Here is an 18,650-nt window from a genome sequence, read left to right on the forward strand (position 1 = left end):
ATTACCCGAGAGCGTTATGAAATATCTATAGTTGTAGGTTGTCTTCAGCTTACGATTATTCCTGGCATATTCCTATTGAAAGTCGCTAATTTAAATCTTAACAGGCAGCCTAAATTTTGCACAGTTTTCAAATTTCTTATAGGTTGTAATTATGTAAATTTCAGTTGGAAATGATGATTTCAGCTTGATGTAATGATTTGTAAAATAAGGTTATCAAAAAAGAACAAGGAGAGGTTCCCATGACAAAGCCAGACGTCACGCACCATCCACAGACATCAGGTTATAGCCATAAAATCAATGATCCATTCTGGTCGCATTATATTGAACTGGTCCGCAACGTAGTTGTTCCTTATCAATGGGAAGCGCTCAATGACCGTATCGAAGGAGCTGAACCAAGCCGGGCCATACGGAATTTCCGCATTGCTGCAGGGGATGAAGAGGGCGTTCATTATGGCATGGTTTTTCAGGATAGTGATGTTGCGAAATGGATTGAAGCAGCTTCGTACCTGCTCTCAGCGAAACCCGACCCGGAACTTGAAGTCCTCGTGGATTCTGTTATTGAGACCATAGCTCGGGCACAGCAAGCCGATGGTTATTTGAACACGTACTTCACCCTGCGTGAACCTGGGGTGCGCTGGACGAACCTCGCCGAGTGTCATGAACTTTATTGTGCAGGACATATGATTGAGGCTGGTGTGGCGTACTATCATGCCACGGGCAAGCGCACGCTGCTGGATGTGGTTATTCGCTTGGCCGATCATATAGGCACCGTGTTTGGTACAAAGCCGGGACAATTGCCAGGTTATGATGGACATCAGGAGATTGAACTTGCACTCTTCAAATTGTATGAGACGACAAAAGAAGAGAAATATCTGGAACTGAGCCGTTATTTTCTGGATCAGCGGGGAGCGAGTCCGCATTTTTTTGTAGAGGAATGGGAGCAAAGAGGCCGTACCATACATTTTGGCGAGTTGGATATGGTTCACCGGCACACGTACTCGCAGTCCCATCTGCCTATTAGGGAGCAGTCGACAGCAGAAGGCCATTCGGTTCGACTGGTTTACATGTGCGCGGCTATGGCAGATGTAGCTGCGAAGACGGAGGATACATCGCTGAAAGAAGCCTGTGAACGGTTGTGGAGCAACATCGTAAGCAAGCGAATGTACATTACGGGAAGCATTGGTTCATCAGCCAAAGAAGAAGCATTTACAGGCGATTATGATCTGCCTGGAGATACCGCCTACGCAGAGACCTGTGCCTCAATTGGCCTGATTTTTTGGGCGAAGCGCATGCTGCAGATGGAGCAGGATAGCCGGTACGCAGATGTTATGGAGCGAGCCCTGTACAACACGGTGATTAGTGGAATGTCTCTGGATGGTCAACGTTTCTTCTATGTGAATCCGCTTGAAGTCGATCCGAAGATGCAACGTGTAAATCCTAATTATGCCCACGTGCGAACACGCCGGCAAGGGTGGTTTGGTTGTGCTTGCTGTCCGCCGAACATTGCGCGATTACTTGCCTCATTGGATCAATATGTATATACCCCGGCTGTGGAACAGGCTACGTTGTATGTACAATTGTACATCGGAGGGGAAGGGGAATTCACACTTGAGGGTAGGAGAGCAGCCTTAACCATGGACTCTGACTATACCTCCACTGGAGATGTGAAGCTGATCGTTCGGCCTGATTCCCCAGAGGGAATGCAGTTTACGATAGCTCTGAGAAAGCCGGACTGGTGCAAGATTCCCGAGCTGTGGATTAATGGGGAGAAGAGCGAACAGGATGGTTTTAATTTTGAATACGGTTACATAAAAGTGACCCGATCGTGGAAACCCGGTGATGAGATTAAACTTCACTTCCCTATGGAGTTGCTGCGGATGAAAGGGCATGATCACATCAAAGCCACTTTCGGAAAAGTAGCCATCCAGCGGGGACCGTTTATGTACTGTCTCGAAGAAGTCGACAATGGCCGCGGATTGCATCGCATTCAGTTACCCCGGCATGCCGAGTTTCATATCGGTAGCGGGGAACAGATGCCTCTGGGGGTTCCGGCTCTTACAACCATTGGGCAGAGAATCGTATCCCAAGAAGACTGGGGAATACATCTGTATCGCAGTGATGTTCACTGGGATACACAGCCTGCCGAGCTTCGGTTCATTCCTTACTTCACTTGGGCCAATCGGGATGAGGGAGAAATGAGCGTTTGGATTCGCGAAAGCGAATAAGAAGAAGTCTACTAGCGCTGCTGTAATAAGGTATGCAAAGGGAAAGCTCCCGACAGACCCACAATACGCGCTGTAGGATAACGCGATCTTTGATGAGCGGACAAATGGGCGGGGTGATGAAATGAAGGATGGGCGAGACCAATCCGGCACCTCAGTGGAGTAACGGTTATAGGATTCGATTATCTTAACAATCGACTTAGAGATTCTACTTTAGACGAAAGAATGAACGTCATTTTCGCTGGATCGGTCAAAGGTATTTCGTAAAAGAAACTATACTTACCGGTTTAAGAGAATTAAACCCCTAATGGATATGATCACATATATACAGGAGGTTATAATGACAATGATTTCGAAGAAGTGGAAGCCGCTCATGATCGCGCTGCTCCTGGCATTTTCAAGTCTGCCGCTGCAGGTTAACGCTTTGCCTGAGGCAGCGACGGCTGCGGTAAAGACCGGTATCTCCAATGCCAGCCTGTCGGCCAGAGTCGGCGACTTAGGTCAGATTGAGGAGCTCTATATCAACAACAATCCTACCAATAAACAGGGGAAGCCAATCAATTTCGTCCTGCCTAACACTACATCGCCGCAGAATGGTACCCAGCACCAATGGATGGGGGAACTGATCTTCTCTTACCGTACGGGTGCCAATGGACAATTCCCTGATAACAGGGACGGCTTTGTAGAAGTTGATACCAATAAAACATTGGCTGCCGGGGGATCTACACAAGTCTCGACCATTAATCCGGATAACCGCTATATGAACAAGACCGCATCAGCAGACGGCAAGAAGGTAGAAGTCAACTTTATTGGACAGAACCTGAATTCTACAGACCAGCGGGTAATGAAGGGCTTCGATGTGAAATCCGTTTTTGATATGCAGACCGATGATGGTTCAATGCTTTGGGAAATTACGGTGAAGAACAAAAGCAATCAGTATATCGAATTCGGGGATATCGGCTTGCCGATGCCTTGGAATAACAAATATCAGACCTTATCCGATACCTATGATGACCGTGTGACGGTGCATAATTTCGCAGGTGCTGACAGTGGATATTCTTATGCCATCCGCACCAGTGGTGAGGGGAACTTCATGCTCTTCACTCCGGTGCCGGAGAGCGGCGCTCGAATCGAGTATGTGGATTATTGGATGCATGAAGCAGGAGAGCGACGTGCTGCAGATACCTTTAAGAACTGGACAGGAGACAGTGGTGGCTGGTATCCAGGGCTGAACGTGCTCTATATTCACTCCAAAGAAATCCAGAAAACGGGACGCGGATACTTCACTGATGCTTCCAGCCTCGTTCTAGGACCGGATGAGTCCAAGACGTATAAGTTCAAATTCTCAGCAGTCCGAGGAGGAGACAACACGCCGCAGGAAAGTACCCAAAGCCCAAATAACAGTTCGACCTCGATGGAAGACCGTGAAGCCAATCTGCGGTCCATCCTATATAAATCAGGCATGATTGATGCCGTAGCGGTGCCGGGCTTCCAGACTGCAATCAATATGCCTGTCAAGCTAGACCTGCACTATGACGACAATATCGTTGATGTACAATCCATCGATATTCAAAATGTGGCAGAGAATGATCCGTTTGATGAAGCGCATATTCCGGATATCAAGCCTGGGAAGAGCAGAAAGGAAATGGTTGACAACTCGCGGGCCGGACGTGGACTGTCTGACGGGAACCCTGGCTACAACGAGTCGGTTGAGTTTGTGGAGACCAAGATCGTAAATGGTGAACAGCATCACATCTATTCGCTTCAGTTTGATTCAATCGGCAATAACAGCGTGCGTATCGAATATAAGCTGAAGGACGGCAACGAATGGGTGGATAAATTCACTCAATTTGAATTCAATGTTCTAGCCGAGCTGGATGCAATCTCGGATGCCCATTCCGAATTCATGGTCCAGAAAACACAGGATAAGAACCCGGAAAGTCCGACTTATGGTAACTATTTCGACTGGTATCTTACAAGTGGCATCGATCTCAATACAAGCCATTGGGGGGATGACTGGAGCCATGATAACATCAACTTCATGACGATGAAGAACTATCTGGCTCCAAGTCCCGATGAAATTCGCTCTATCGAGACATACCTGATCGATTTCATGTGGGAACGATACATGAAGAATACGCAGGATAGCTACATCGTTGCGAACTGGCTGAAAGATTCTGGAGCGTACACCGACAAAGATAAGCCTTATACACGTACGTTCTCCGAAATCATGGAAGCTACCGGATTTTTCAACATGTACCGGATTCAGAAGGCTTATCCTAATCTGATCGAGTACCGGGAATCGCCTCAGTTTTATCTGGAGAAAGCTTATAACATCTACTATAAGCGTGTTTCCACCGGGGCCATCGGATTCTATGGCGAGCAGCAAATCCCGCATATGATTGAAGCACTGAAGGAAGAGGGGATGCTGAACGAGTCAGCCAATCTGCAGAAAAAGTTCGCCCTCGACAAGGGACGGAATATGACTAGAGCCACTTATCCTTACGGGTCGGAATTTGAATATGACAATACTGGCGAAGAAGGGGCTTATGCAGCAGCGAAAGCACTGCGCACGTACTATCCAGCAGACGCACTTACAGGTGCAGCTGAGAAAAGTATGGAAATGGCCGATTGGAAAACACGTGCCATGCGTGGTATTCAGCCTACCTGGTTCCATTATTCCGTGCCCGTTTTCCGCGGCGGTGAAGGCTGGTGGAATTTCCAATATACTGCGTCTCTAGCAGGATACATTATGGATGACTGGTTAAGGTATGAGAATGATGGCAGATCGGTGGAGCAGAAGGCCATTGCACAGCAGCGAAATTATGCCGCGAAGATTTCGAACTTCAATGCCGTCAATATGGGACAGATTTCGGCTAATTCAGTTGGCAGTACCTCTTGGAGATATTCGATGTATAAGGGAGGTACAGGTACGAAGGACGTATACGATGGCGGCTCACGCGTCATGAGTAACGGCTGGAATGATTTTTCGGGCGAATCGGAAGAAGGCCTCTATGGTTCCCTTCTCAGCATCAGTTCCGATATTGTCACAGATCCGATATTCGGGCTCTTTGGTTATGGAGCGCTGGTGAGTGACCAAGGAGACAGCTACAACATTACGCCGAAAGACGGTTTCGGCAAACGAATCAATCTGATCGATGAGAAAATCTATTTGGAGCTGGAAAGTGATAAAGTAGAAAGCGCGCAAATTCAAAAAGATGGTAAGGGTTTTACACTTCAGCTCCTGAATCCATCAGGGAAAGAGCATACTTCACGGATTTTGTTCGATGGAGTGGGGATGGAGAATGGCTACTATACCATGAAGCTGGATGGTGCAGCTGCCGGACAGTTCTATGTTCAGAACAATGAAGGCGTTGCCATGTTTCAGATGGGTAGCGTGCAGCGTGCTGAATTGATCATTGAAAAGTCAGCCGGCGGCGAAAATGAAGCTCCGCAAATTACTGTAGAGCTGGCGACACAACATCCACAGGCGTTGATTCCATTTATGCTGAATGGGATTGTAACCGATGATGGCGCGCCTGAAGGGACTCTGTCTTATCAATGGGAAGTGGTCAGCGCTCCGGAAGGCGGCAAGCTAACCTTTACTCATCCGAAAGCAAGCATTACACAGGCTACGGGTACCAAAGCAGGTTCGTATACAGTTAAGCTTAGCGCAAGTGATGGACAACTGATTGGCTCCAGCCAAATCATCTTCGAGCTGGCTTCCCCGCCGGATAAACAGCCTCCGGCAATTGGCCAAGTGATTGCGGTTCAGGATGTTTCCAATAACAGTATCGTAGTATTGTCCGGGGAGGCCATTCCTGACCCTGTGCATAGCGAGGCAGAAGAACCCCAGTTGAAGTATACTTGGGCCGTCAAGCAAAAGCCTGAAGGTTCAGCGGACATTTCATTTGTGGATGGTGACAAAGCAGCAGGCTATGCTCGTGTAAGTACGGCAGGCACCTACACGTTTACCTTCAGTGCGGCAGACGGAGATAAGAAGACCAGCAAGGATATAACGATAGAGATCAAGGAAGATACCGTTGACGTTTACCGGGCATTAAGCGTAGTGACCAAGAAGGATATTGAACCAGAACTTCCTAGAAAAATCTATATTTTGTTAGAGGAAGGGTATCTAGAGCAGGAAATCACTTGGGATGCTATTGATCCAAGAAGCTATGCTAGTGTAGGCCAATTTGAAGCCAGAGGAACGGTCAATGGAAGTGCTTTGGAGGTATGGGCTAGCGTACATGTCGTGAATACTGAGCTGCAAAATGCGGCGCTGACAGCCAAGGCTTCCGCTAGCTTCTCTGGTGGCGACGGATATCCGGAAGCGATGAATAACGGCATTGAACCTAAAAGCTCGGCAGATTTCTCTCCGAACCGAGGTGCCCCCAACAGTGCTTGGCATAACTGGGGTAGAGAAGGAGATCCAGCATGGGTGACGTATGAATGGGATCAGCCATTCCTGGCCTCATCCATGGATGTATATGTATTTCAAGACAACGGCGGGAACTTCCGTCCGAAGGATATGCAGCTTATGCTTCGCGGCGAAGATGGGAAATGGTATACCCCTCGGGACATAAAGGGATTGGGCAATGAACTTAATAAATACAATACAACGACCTTTGAGCCAGCCTATATTACAGGTGTTCGTATGGACATGAAACCTTCCGTTAATGGCAGTGGTATTCTGGAATGGAAGGTATACGGCTATACCGGAGCGGTAGATAAGACAGAACTGATCAAGGTCTATAACTATGTAAATACATTAAATGCTTCGAACCTTGCAGATCCAGGTCTTGCGCCAATCGAAGCGGCGAAGACGGAAGCATCTGCTGTGATCAAGAATATAAATGCCACAGACGAGGAAATTGCCCTGGCGCTCGAAAAGTTGCTGACGGATTTGCGTCTGCTGAGTCCGAATGACGGTAATATGGCTTTCCTCGCGAATGCTTCTTCCAGCTTCACCTCACCTTGGGAGAGTCTGGCGGCAGTGAATGATGGAAGGAAGGATAGCAACAACATTTTGCATTGGGGAACCTGGGGTCATGAAGGCGCAGAGGAGTGGGTGCAATATGAATGGCCGCAGGGTACATCTATCCAGAGTTTGAATTTGGTGCTGTGGTCAGATGGCGGCGGAATCAAGCCGCCTACCCAAATTGTATATTCCTACATCCCGGCGGATAGTGCAACTGATGAATGGGTAACAGCAGGAAAGGTTACGGAGGGAATCAAAGTGGTTGAACATACTCCAGCGGAATCCTCCAATCCTTACACGTTTGACTCGGTGCTGAATGTAAAGGCAGTGCGGGTTACCCTGACCAAACAATCGCGGGCAGGCGATAACGGTGTAGGCCTATGGGAATGGGAAGTTCACCAGGCCATACCCAATCCTGATCGTGAGGCTCCAGTAACACCGGCCGGTGTGGCACCGTCCATTCCTGATGGAGATGACGGCAAATTGATCGGTGTGACAACAGAAATGGAGTATAAGAATGAAGGCGAAGAAGAATATATTGCAATTGCAGGAATTGAGGTCACAGGTCTCACCGCCGGTAAATATTATGTCCGGTATATGAAGAACGGTTCGCTGAGCGCCAGCCTGGATAAAGAAGTCGTTATTCCGGAAGGGCAGACTCAGGAGCAGGCTTCACCCGATGCGAGTGGGTGGGTAATCTCACACGCCAATTCGGATACCGGCTTAAAAGGCATAATTGAGGGCTTGGATGATACGATGGAATACCGGAAGCTGGGCGAAGAGGACTACACGCCTGTTACAGGTTCAAGTATCAACGATCTGGAGCCTGGCAGCTATCAGATCCGGTATGCAGCCACAGACAGCCTAAAGGCAAGTCCGCCGGTAACCGTGGACATTCGCAATGAAGCCAAGGCAGACAGAGAGGCACCAACAGCGGAAGGACTCGTCATTACACCGCCTACAGCGGCAGGCGAGAATGATGGCAGAATTGAAAATGTGACTGTCGATATGGAGTACCGAAAGGCGGATCAAGGTGGTTACATGCCGGTTAGTGGATCCAGTATTGAAGGCCTTGAGGCCGGCAGCTACGAGCTTCGGTACGCCGGGACGGATATGAGCAATCCAAGTCCTGCTATCCTGATCGTTGTGCCTGACGGAACCAAGCAGGAGCAAAGTCCGCCGTCCAGTGCAGAGGTCAAGGCTGTAAATGTCAGTGCAGCCGGGGCAAAGGATGGTAAGATCACTGGTGTAAGTCCTGTAATGGAATATCGGCAAGTAGGAGTGAACGCTGGCAGCTGGAATGCGATCACAGGCACAGAGGTTACAGCTCTTGGTAACGGACTCTACGAAGTAAGATATAAAGAAACGACAACTCAATATGCGAGCCAATCCCTTACTGTCGCTATCAGCAATCCAGCAATCAATCCGAAGCCTACGGAAACACCGCCGTCAACGGATGCTCCTGTGTCAGTGACCACACCTTCACCGGCTCCTGAAAACATCAAAGTCGAAGGAAATTGGATTAAAATTGTGGCACCGAAGACGGATACCAAAACTGGTAAAGCTAAAGGTGCACCCATCCGTCAGGAAGACCTTAATAAGGCTCTGGAGCATGTAAAAGCGAATAGCAGTAATATTAAAACAATCATGGTGCACATTCCGAAAGCAGAGGGAGCCAAATCCTATGCGGTTGAGCTTCCTGCAGCTGCACTAACCGCAGCGCATGCCAACATCAAGATTGAGATTAACACGGAATTTGGAACCGTTGCAGTACCTTCTAATTTGCTGAAGTATGTATCAGGTGCCAAAAATGTGGAACTTTCACTGAGCCAGCTAAATACTATAAAGCTTCATTCAGATGTAAAATCAGTGATAGCCAGCAGACCTGTTATTGTATTCGCTGTGCAATTAGATGGAGAAGAAATGGCAACCTTGAATGCACCGGCTGAAATCAGACTGCATTATACTCCTGATGTTGAAGAATTGGCCAATTCCAAATACCTTACAGTTTCGTACGTGGCTGCAAACAGTACATTTGTTCAGCTACTGAACGGCAAATACAACAGTACTCTACAAGCCATGATTTTCCCAGCGGCAAACACAGGTCAATATGCCGTTGTTTATACGAAGAAATTCTTCAATGATGTCATCAAGGATTCGTGGTACACACCAGCGGTTGAAACAATGGCGTCCAAAGGAATCATCGACGGGACATCAGCAACAAGCTTTAGTCCCGGGCAAAAGGTCACAAGAGGTGAGTATCTAGCTTGGTTGGTAAGGACACTGGATCTCCAAGCAGAGTTTAACACTACTTTCAGTGATATGAAGCAAACAGACCTCTATTATGAGGAAATCGGAATCGCCAAAGCACTTGGGATCGCCCTGGGCACGAACGGCAGCTTCTATCCGGGAACGGAAATTACTAGACAAGATTTAGCTGTGCTGACCATGCGGGCTTTGCGGGCAGTGAGCAAAACCGAGCAGACCCCTTCAGCTGAGGATCTCAAGAGATTTACAGATGCGGCAAATGTAGCAAAGTACGCAGTTGATGACATGGCTGCAATGGTTACAATGGGTTTCATAAACGGGCGAAGCAATGTCATCTTGAGTCCTGGCGGAACGACAACCAGAGCAGAAGCTGCTCAAGTTCTGTATAAGATTTTCTTGCAGCTATAATTAAAGAAACCGACCTTGATCCTGTTTTATGCAGGACCAAGGTCGGTTTCCGTTTAAGGGAATGCTTCAAGCATGATGCTGTGCCAATGTTAATTACCCCATACCTAGAAAAGCTCAAAAACCTAAATTATCCCGTTGAATCGGCGTAGTTAAGTTGAAATTTGCGGTTCATCTACAGGCTGTCGTCCACTTACAACAAGCATAATTACAGCAACAATGATAAGTATAAAGCAGAAGATAAATGAGTATCGGTAACCCACAATGCTGGCTACTCCACCACCAACAAGACTACCAATCAGCCTGCCGATAGTGGATGAATTCGAATAGAGTGTGGAAGCATATCCCGGCATACTAGGCAGCAGGTCCTGAATGTAGCTAATTCCAATCGCAGAAATGACCGCGACAAAAACAGCGAGCAAAATTTGTGCTGCAAGCATTTGCCACATCTCGTTTGAGATAAGGATAACGAAATAATAAGCTCCTCCAAAAATAGCCCCGCAAAACACCAAGATTCGGTTACTATACTTTGCACTAAGTAGACCGAGTACAATCATAAAGGGAATTTCCAGCGCAGCACATATACTGCTGACTAAACCGACATGACTTGTCGTTCCCCCAAGATTGTTTGTAATAAAGAGAGCCGTGTTTATGCTGCTCATCCAATGAGCCGTATACATGAGTACCATAATGAGAAAAGGAATTAGAATATCCCGGTTTTGAGCCAGTCTGAAACTTTTTATATTCGCTTCAGCATTACTGCTCTTCATTTCTGTGTTTGATTTGAGAAACAGGAAAACAAGCAGAGCTACGAGCAGGAAAGCTCCGATCGTTCCCAAAAAAATCCCCTTAAATCCAATAGCAGTGAGTAATAAAGTGCCGATTAACGGACCTGTAATAAAGCCGAGAGAGAAAGCAGAACGCAAGGTAGAATTAGCAAACGCACGCTCCGTAAAATGACTCTTTATCACTGCTTCTCTAGAAATAGCGAACAACTGGGGCATCCCTGGTGCACCAAGGGCAGTAAACACAGTCATGTAAATGAACAACATCGGAAAATCTTGAATGAACAAGTATCCACTAAAGGCCAAGACATTAGAGAGAGTAGAGAAAAGATAAACGCTCTTCCGATTCAAGCCAAGGTCAGAACGTCTCCCGATTAGCGTGCTGATCCATATTCCTGCAATTAGTGTAACGGCTAGATAAAGACCAAACATTCCAATAGATACGCCAAGCTGTTCCGTGAAATAAATAGATAAAAAGGGGGTGCTGAGTGAAATGCCCATTCCCTGTAATGCCATACACATAAAGAGTAAAGCATACGAAGGAATAGAAAATAAGCTGATGAATCGATTGATCATAGTGTAAAATTACTCCTCAGAATTTGTTGTTGTGTAATCACCATTAAATGCTCACATTCATGGCTGAATAGAATCAATCGTACATCTTTATTATGTACTAAATGACAACACAAACAATATAACATTCGTGCCAAATGCTTGCTTAAACCTACCATAGACTCGTGTGACTATACAGTAAATTAAAGGCAGGATCACACCTTTGGAGTTCTATATATACGATTCAAAACAAGAGATCTGATTTTCTAGATCTCTTGTTTTTTGCTAATGTGTCCGACATGGACGATGAGTTCGCGGTGAATGTCCGCTACAGGATTGGCAGTAGGAACTGGTTATCCAAGGGCAAGGATATCCGTTGAGAGGCGAAATCAGAAGATAATCTTATTTAGCATATTAAACCATATAAAATGTAAGAAAAGACGGGTTCTATAATTTCTTATAGACACATTTATCCATACAAAGAATCAAAGTAATTCATCCGATTTCCGATTAGATGTATACCTCGGAAGGATTATCTCCAATCAGCTTTAATTTTGTTTTATAAATTCCACAGATGCGAACTCCCCAGCGCTTGGACCGCAAGTTGCACTGCTTAGTGACGATATGCTGTCCTTCCAGGGCAAGCCTGCCGAGATATCGATTTCATAGTGAAGATTTTTATAGTTCTACAGTTAATAAGAGGGATTTATACCAAACTAAAATGAAGACTGACTATTATAAGGTAGCCAGTCTTCATTTTTAGTTTGGTGAGCGATTGAGCGGTTGCATATTATATTGGCGACTGTTCAAATGAGTATTGGATCATTTATATTTAAATGCTTACAAGACACGTACCAAACACCTTTAGCTATTGTAAATTAAGCTAACGGGAAACGTTAGCTCAATAAAACAAAAAAAGCAGCCGATCATTGTGATTGGTTGCGTTATTCAACTAACGGATAGGATACTTTCAAGATTAGACGCGGTGAACCACACTAAAAGTATCGACGAGTTTATCGTTGTTAGCAACTATTAAGCAGGATAAATACAGTTTCTGGGTCGAATTTGGTTGGCGGTAAGTTAGAATGGGGGGATAAAATATGGAAATGTACGGAAGTGACAAGGTACATTTTCTAAAAGAAATAATGGATTTGATGGAACCCCTAGAAGGCGGATCAATTGAACTACGCGATTTTCTTAATACAGATAAATGGCTTAGTACTGATTACACTTTATCTAACCCAGGAAGTTCTAAAGCTGCATTTGTAAGATTTGTGGGTCTTATACATATGTACAAAATACGAGTTTTGTGAAATAGTGCTAATGATTTAAAAGCTGCACAGTGATTTTCACCCTTGTACAGCCAATTCTTTATAATCTCCGACTTAATCCCAGACTACTTCTGTTCCTGCTATGAAGTCGTGAATCGCACGTCGATCCTCACGCAGACCGACCATAAAAGCACTCACAATAATTCCGATACCTAAAGTTATTACATACACAAGTCCAGCCACAACAACTCGCATCAGCATCGTACCAATTTTTGGCGGTTCGTGTGTGTCATATTTACGGATTCGAATTCCACATATACGCTTACCGATGGTTCGACCATACCAGTAAACTGGTAATAAAATTGAGTATAACGCACTAAGCAGTTTTGCAATCGGCTCATCCGTATCAAAGTTGCCCGTAAGAATACCTGCAATAATCACTAACGGAATTGAAATAATAAGACTATCCAACACATTTGCTCCTAATCTAATCCAAAAACCTGCTTTATACAAAATGCTTTCCTCCAAACTACAATTTTAAACTAAACGGCTAATTTACTTCATGAACTCCCTTCATAAAATATCTAACTTTATGTACACAACTCAGATAGTATAACAGAAAATTTTACCTATTTACGATATAACTCCTATTTCTTATCACTTTCACTCTTTGTGAATTTTATAACAAACTATCGAATTATCTTAACTGCTGTCCGTGTTTACTACTTACTCTTACATTATCGTCCTTAATTAATGCGGCTCCTCACTCTCCAACATAAACACAATAATAATTATGTAAACCAAAAAGGCTACTCAACTTTTGTTAAGTAGTCTTCTGTTCGTTCTGCATCTGCCCTTTTCGCCAAATCTTATTCTCCACAATAGCATAGACTAACCCAACGACGGCAAATATCCATATCGATGTTACTTGGTTCAGATGGTATCCATTCACAAAATATGGATTGTACATGAGATCAAAAACCCACAGCCCGCCCCATCCAAACCCAACCATATAGATGACGGTTCTCACCATAGGAAAGCGTACATATTTCTGTAACAGCCATGCGATCGGGCTAAGAATAACAACATAAAAAGCGAGTAAATAGTGACCGAATCCCAGGATGAGCGATAAAATATATATCAGGCCCCCTGCATTACGTAAGCCGTAATACTCTGTCGTTGTAATTTGGTATCCTTCAATCCTTTCAAGAATGAAGCCTGCCGTTAAGCTTATACCGATAAATATAAATGCTAACACCATGTACCGTTGAACCGCGTTCACCAACATCAGATCACCCCAATGTCTAAACGCAACCCGAACCGCTCAAGTTGCATGTTTTCGAACAAACTACACATTTACACATATGCCGCCATTAAGTTCTGTTAATTGTTAAAGTTAATCCATAGTGAATGCTCTAATCCACCTACACTACTTTTGCCCTTCAAGAATCATCGTACCCAGGCGGTCCATAAGCTCCATTCTTCCCATGGCTGTGTACGAGTAGTTGTAATTATCGACATTGGAGATTTTATAGATCTTGCCATTTTTCACGGCGTTCATGTTATTCCACACTTTGCTATCGACCATCTTGTTCTCACTATTCTCCATCAATAGCAGACGATCCGGATTAACGGTAACCAGAGCCTCCAGTGCGATCTGTTTACCGCCCCAGCCCTCTGGATCAGGGATACCCTCTGTGCGCTTCAGGCCCCATTCACCGTATAACATCTCAGCTGCACCTTTATTGGAATAGATGACCAGATTGTTTGGATATGTCTCAATCACGGCAAAGGATTCACCGTTTACTGCCGCCTCCAGCTTTTGTTTCCACTCTGCAGATTTCGCATCATATTTGGCCAGATATTCATCTTTCTTGCTTTCTTCTCCAAACGTGTCTGCCAGGAACGTCAAACGTTCTCTCCAATCAAAGTAGGAGTATGGCAATGCAATCGTAGGCGCGATTTTGGATAAAGTTTCATACTGATCCGTGTTAAAATCCTTACCCAGGATAATCAGATCCGGATTGGCACCCGCTATAGCTTCAATGCTTAAGGGGAAACCATACCAGCCCAGATTAACGGTATCTGCACTCAGCTGATCCTTAATGGTTGGCGTGAGCTCCTCCGGGTTACCGTAATCCGCGCTCATTGTCGCTACAGGTGTTTTCCCAATGATCAACAGTTCTTCTGTAGAGCCGGATAGATCAACAATACGCTCTGGATTCAAGGGGATCGTAATCTCTTCTCCATTCGGGTTGGTAATCACTTTGGTCGTCGCTTGTGCTGTTGCCTCTGAGGAGTTAGCCACTTCGCTGGTGGTCTGGTTCGTTCCACAGGCCGTCAAGGTGAGCATACAGCATAGTGCAATCCATACAGGAATTCGTTTAAACATCGTCGTCATTCTCCTTTTATGTCAGTTCATTTACTACATCAGGCTTATTTACTTCATTCATCTCATCGAACACTCATCATCCGTTCACTTTTACCTGCCAGCCTTCCGCATCCTGTTGTAATTGCCACAGACGAGCGTAGATACCCGAATAATCTAACAATTGCGTATGAGTACCTTGCTCTACGAGCTGACCTTGGTCCAGTACAAGGATCTGATCGGCATTTTGAATGGTCTTTAATCGGTGTGCAATCAAAATAACCGTCTTGTCCGCGACCAGCTCATTAATCGCTTGCTGCACCGCGGCTTCGTTCTCCGGATCAAGTGAAGCTGTAGCTTCGTCAAGCAATACGATTGATGCATTTTTCAACAAAGCACGTGCAATGGAAATACGCTGTTTCTCCCCACCAGATAACGTCGATCCACCCTCGCCAACGAGCGTATCGTACCCTTGAGGCAGACTGGAGATAAACTCATGACAACAAGCTCTGTGCGCGGCCTCTTCAATCTCGAATTGCGTAGCGTCTTTCTTTCCTACACGAATGTTGTTGCCGATCGTATCCTGGAACAGATACACGTCCTGGAAGACCACAGAGATATCCTGCAACAGCTTCTCCGGGTCCATCTGATCAACGGGTCTGCCACCAATGCGAATGCTTCCTTGCTGTACATCCCAGAAGCGGGCAATGAGACGTGTGACTGTACTCTTACCACTACCGGATGGTCCCACCAGCGCAGTAATGGTATGCGGCTCAATCGTAAAGGACAAGTCTTTCAACACCGGCTGCTGGTCATCATATCCAAAGGTCACCTGGTCAAATGAAATCGCCTGATTGGGCTGTACATGTACATCTCCCGTTCCTGCCATCGGGGCTTCCTGCTGCACATCCATAATGCGTCTTGCACTATATGCAGAGTACCGCATCTCCCCATAACTCATCAGTACAACCGTCAACGGCTCAAATACCTTCGTACCTACCAGCAAAAATAGCAGAAATACCGGTAGGGACAACTCACCGCCTGCAAGCAAATAACTGCCCACGAGAATCATCCATGTCATTCCTGATCGTGCAAGCAACATCGCGCCCATGATCATCGGTCCCATAATGCCTTCCAACCGAATGGAAGCTGATTTCAATTCGTCAAAAGAACGACGCAGCCGTTCAAAACGTTTGCCCCCCATATTGTGGGCCTTAATCTCACGAATACCGCTCAGATACTCCTGCAGCCGACTGGCGGCTTCGTTTTTGGCTCGAACATGGTTCTCACTCAGTCGTGCCTGAATGGAATCCGTAAGCCATAACAACGCCACACCAAAGGGAACCGCAACAAACATGGCTACGGCCATTCTCCAATCCACCAACAGAAGTCCGCCAAAAGCGAGCACCGGAAGCACAATCGCGCTGATCAGCTGCGACAGATTATGAGAGATCGTATGCTCCACCTGACCATAATCACTCAGGATCAGGTTCGTCAGATCCCCAGGATCACGTTTTCCGAAGAATCCTAGCGACAGATGGCGAATATGTTCGGCCAGCTTTAACCGTCCTGAAGCCGCGAGGCTGTAAGCTGCCCGATAGGTCTTGTCATAGAGCGAAGCATAAGCCGCATACTCCACCAGAAGCCAGGCAAACAGGATGCAGCATACAATCCACATTCGGTTGATATCCAATCCTTTGTCCGGATCAGCGAAAGACTTATAGATCGTATTGAATATGTCCACAAGCAGCGCCGCAGGAACGATCTTTGCAATCCCGTCCAGAATCGCTGCAATTACCGAAGGAAGCAGACTACGAGGGTTACCGCCAGATATATTGTATAGATAATTCTTCATCGTACTGCACCTCCAAGCTTCCAGGAAGCCGCACTGATATGGGCCTGCCACATGTGCTCATATACTCCGCCTAATGCACACAATTGATCATGTGTCCCACGCTCGGCAATTGTTCCCTTGCGGATCACGAGTATTTGCTCAGCTGCCCGAATCGTTGTTAGACGATGAGCAATAATCAGTACCGTTTTGCCTTGAACCAATTGGGCCAGACCTTGCTGGATCTTGTGTTCATTCTCTGCATCCGCGTAGGCTGTCGCTTCATCCAGGACCAGAATCGGAGCATCTTTGAGCATCGCCCGTGCAATCGCAATTCGCTGTGCTTCACCGCCGGACAGGTACGTGCCGCCTTCTCCGATTTTGGTATCATATCCGGCATCCAGCTTCTCAATAAATTCATGACAGCAAGCAGTTTGAGCCGCAGCTATAACGTCCTGTAGTGAAGCCGATGTATTACCCATCCGAATATTTTCTTCAATCGTATCGTAGAACAGATGTACATCCTGAAATACAAAGGACACGGTATCCATCAGCTTCTCCGTACCCATCTTCTGAATCGGAATCCCACCAATCGTAATCTCACCTTCCTGTACATCCCAGAAACGAAGCAATAGATTGGCAATGGTCGACTTTCCTCCACCAGAAGGTCCGACAAGTGCAGTCATCTCTCCTGCTTTGGCTACAAAATCAATCTGTTCAAGTACGGGTTTATATGCTTCGCTCTCCTTACGCTCATAAGCAAACGATACCTGCCGAAAGGCAACCTCATATGTATCCGGAACTTTGGGCAACTCAGGTTCTTGAACAACCGGCTCGGCAAACACCGATTCAATCCGCTTCTGTCCTTCCACAATCTCTCGCATCCCACTACCCAGATACATTAACTTCAATAACGGTGCAGATAGACTCGGGGTAATGATCAGAAACAGAATAAACGTGATCGCAAACGACTGATTCCCCGCATTTCCACTCGACAGAAGAATACCCACCGGAACAATGAAGGTAAATAACGAGATCATGATTACAAAAAACAGCCCGTAAGATGTTTTACACAAATCTGTTATTCTCAACGAAATATCTCGGTACCGCGTTACCGCCTGTTTAAAGGTCAGAAACGAATCAGCTGTAATGCCAAATACTTTCACCGCAGGCATACCTCTCACGTACTCAACACCCGTCGCATTCATCTCTTCAATGGCAAGCTGAAAATCACGATAAGCCTGACGGCCTCGTTCGCTACGGAAGATACGGCTTTGTAGCCAGAACCCGATTCCAATCGGAACCAACAGCGTCAGCGCCATACGATAATCGAGCCAGAATAAGTATCCCAGCAGCATTAACGGAATGACGATCGCACTCACCAGATCCGGCAACTGATGGGCGATAAACTTCTCAATTTTCTCCACACTGACTTCGATGATCTTCTTCAGCTCACCGGTTGCCGTTCGGGTGTGATACCCCATGGGTACTTTGGCAACATGTTCCGCAAGTCTCACTCTGAGCTGGTACAAAATGTTGAACGCAGCGATGTGTGAGCACATCCCCCCGATATAGAGCGCAATAAGTCCTCCAATCAGGGCTACGAATGCCACGATCCCCCAATAGATCAACAGATCTCTGTCCATGGCAGAGGGTTGCCCCGCATGAGTTAGCAGTTCCTCGACGATCTTGTACACCCCGATAAAAGGAACAATCTGCAACAGACTCGACAGGGTCGAGAAGATACTTGCTGTGATCAGCAAACCTTTACGCTCCTTCGTCACTTGCATTAACCCGGACACTTCAGATGTGTTGTTCATCTCATCCCTCCTGATATTAATAATCATTCTCAATATAGCGCAGTGCTATATCCGCACATTAATATCTCACAGGGACGTGGGCAACCGCTACCCCAATCCGGAGCAAAAATACCTCAATACGGATTATAAGTAAATGCCACACGAAGG

Annotated in this window: 9 protein-coding genes; 3 read left to right on the plus strand and 6 right to left on the minus strand. The window is 46.1% G+C overall.

What is annotated here, in order from left to right; all coding sequences use genetic code 11:
* Positions 1 to 239: 239 nt before the first annotated feature.
* Both OM416_RS02420 and OM416_RS02425 read left to right on the plus strand, forming a co-directional pair.
* Positions 240 to 2,225, plus strand: a complete 1,986-nt coding sequence (locus tag OM416_RS02420; RefSeq protein WP_264926654.1) for a glycoside hydrolase family 127 protein — start codon at positions 240 to 242, stop codon at positions 2,223 to 2,225.
* Between the two features lie 337 nt (positions 2,226 to 2,562).
* Positions 2,563 to 9,879 carry a DUF5695 domain-containing protein gene (locus OM416_RS02425; protein WP_264926655.1) on the plus strand — a complete coding sequence of 2,439 codons (7,317 nt, stop codon included), beginning with the start codon at positions 2,563 to 2,565 and terminating at the stop codon, positions 9,877 to 9,879.
* A 149-nt stretch (positions 9,880 to 10,028) separates the two neighbouring features.
* Here the strand turns inward: OM416_RS02425 and OM416_RS02430 are convergent, their stop codons facing one another.
* A complete protein-coding gene (locus OM416_RS02430) occupies positions 10,029 to 11,237 on the minus strand; it encodes a sugar efflux transporter (RefSeq protein WP_264926656.1) in 1,209 nt (402 codons plus the stop codon).
* 1,076 nt (positions 11,238 to 12,313) lie between these two features.
* Here OM416_RS02430 and OM416_RS02435 point away from each other — a divergent pair.
* Positions 12,314 to 12,526, plus strand: coding sequence for a hypothetical protein (locus OM416_RS02435; RefSeq protein WP_264926657.1), 213 nt, complete (start codon positions 12,314 to 12,316; stop codon positions 12,524 to 12,526).
* Between the two features lie 72 nt (positions 12,527 to 12,598).
* Here the strand turns inward: OM416_RS02435 and OM416_RS02440 are convergent, their stop codons facing one another.
* The 5 genes from OM416_RS02440 to OM416_RS02460 form a co-directional block, all read right to left on the minus strand.
* Complete coding sequence (locus OM416_RS02440) at positions 12,599 to 12,997, minus strand: RDD family protein (RefSeq protein WP_264926659.1); 399 nt, start codon at positions 12,995 to 12,997, stop codon at positions 12,599 to 12,601.
* A 310-nt stretch (positions 12,998 to 13,307) separates the two neighbouring features.
* Positions 13,308 to 13,772 carry a hypothetical protein gene (locus tag OM416_RS02445; RefSeq protein ID WP_264926661.1) on the minus strand — a complete coding sequence of 155 codons (465 nt, stop codon included), beginning with the start codon at positions 13,770 to 13,772 and terminating at the stop codon, positions 13,308 to 13,310.
* 141 nt (positions 13,773 to 13,913) lie between these two features.
* Positions 13,914 to 14,876 carry an ABC transporter substrate-binding protein gene (locus OM416_RS02450; RefSeq protein ID WP_264926662.1) on the minus strand — a complete coding sequence of 321 codons (963 nt, stop codon included), beginning with the start codon at positions 14,874 to 14,876 and terminating at the stop codon, positions 13,914 to 13,916.
* A gap of 76 nt (positions 14,877 to 14,952) precedes the next feature.
* The gene (locus tag OM416_RS02455) at positions 14,953 to 16,707 is read right to left on the minus strand and encodes an ABC transporter ATP-binding protein (protein WP_264926663.1); all 1,755 of its coding nucleotides are present in this window, start codon (positions 16,705 to 16,707) and stop codon (positions 14,953 to 14,955) included.
* Positions 16,704 to 18,503 (minus strand): ABC transporter ATP-binding protein, encoded by a 1,800-nt coding sequence (locus tag OM416_RS02460; RefSeq protein ID WP_264926664.1) that lies wholly within the window; start codon positions 18,501 to 18,503, stop codon positions 16,704 to 16,706. The genes OM416_RS02455 and OM416_RS02460 overlap by 4 nt, the downstream gene beginning before the upstream one ends.
* Positions 18,504 to 18,650 lie beyond the last annotated feature (147 nt).

Origin of the sequence: Paenibacillus sp. LS1 (genome assembly GCF_026013365.1) — a bacterium.
In the GTDB taxonomy this organism is placed as follows: Bacteria; Bacillota; Bacilli; order Paenibacillales; family Paenibacillaceae; genus Paenibacillus.

Coding starts and splice junctions, on each gene's coding strand:
- OM416_RS02420 (WP_264926654.1), top strand. CDS start 240: ATGACAAAGCCAGACGTCACGCACCATCCACAGACATCAGGTTATAGC.
- OM416_RS02425 (WP_264926655.1), top strand. CDS start 2,563: ATGACAATGATTTCGAAGAAGTGGAAGCCGCTCATGATCGCGCTGCTC.
- OM416_RS02430 (WP_264926656.1), bottom strand. CDS start 11,237: ATGATCAATCGATTCATCAGCTTATTTTCTATTCCTTCGTATGCTTTA.
- OM416_RS02435 (WP_264926657.1), top strand. CDS start 12,314: ATGGAAATGTACGGAAGTGACAAGGTACATTTTCTAAAAGAAATAATG.
- OM416_RS02445 (WP_264926661.1), bottom strand. CDS start 13,772: ATGTTGGTGAACGCGGTTCAACGGTACATGGTGTTAGCATTTATATTT.
- OM416_RS02450 (WP_264926662.1), bottom strand. CDS start 14,876: ATGTTTAAACGAATTCCTGTATGGATTGCACTATGCTGTATGCTCACC.
- OM416_RS02455 (WP_264926663.1), bottom strand. CDS start 16,707: ATGAAGAATTATCTATACAATATATCTGGCGGTAACCCTCGTAGTCTG.
- OM416_RS02460 (WP_264926664.1), bottom strand. CDS start 18,503: ATGAACAACACATCTGAAGTGTCCGGGTTAATGCAAGTGACGAAGGAG.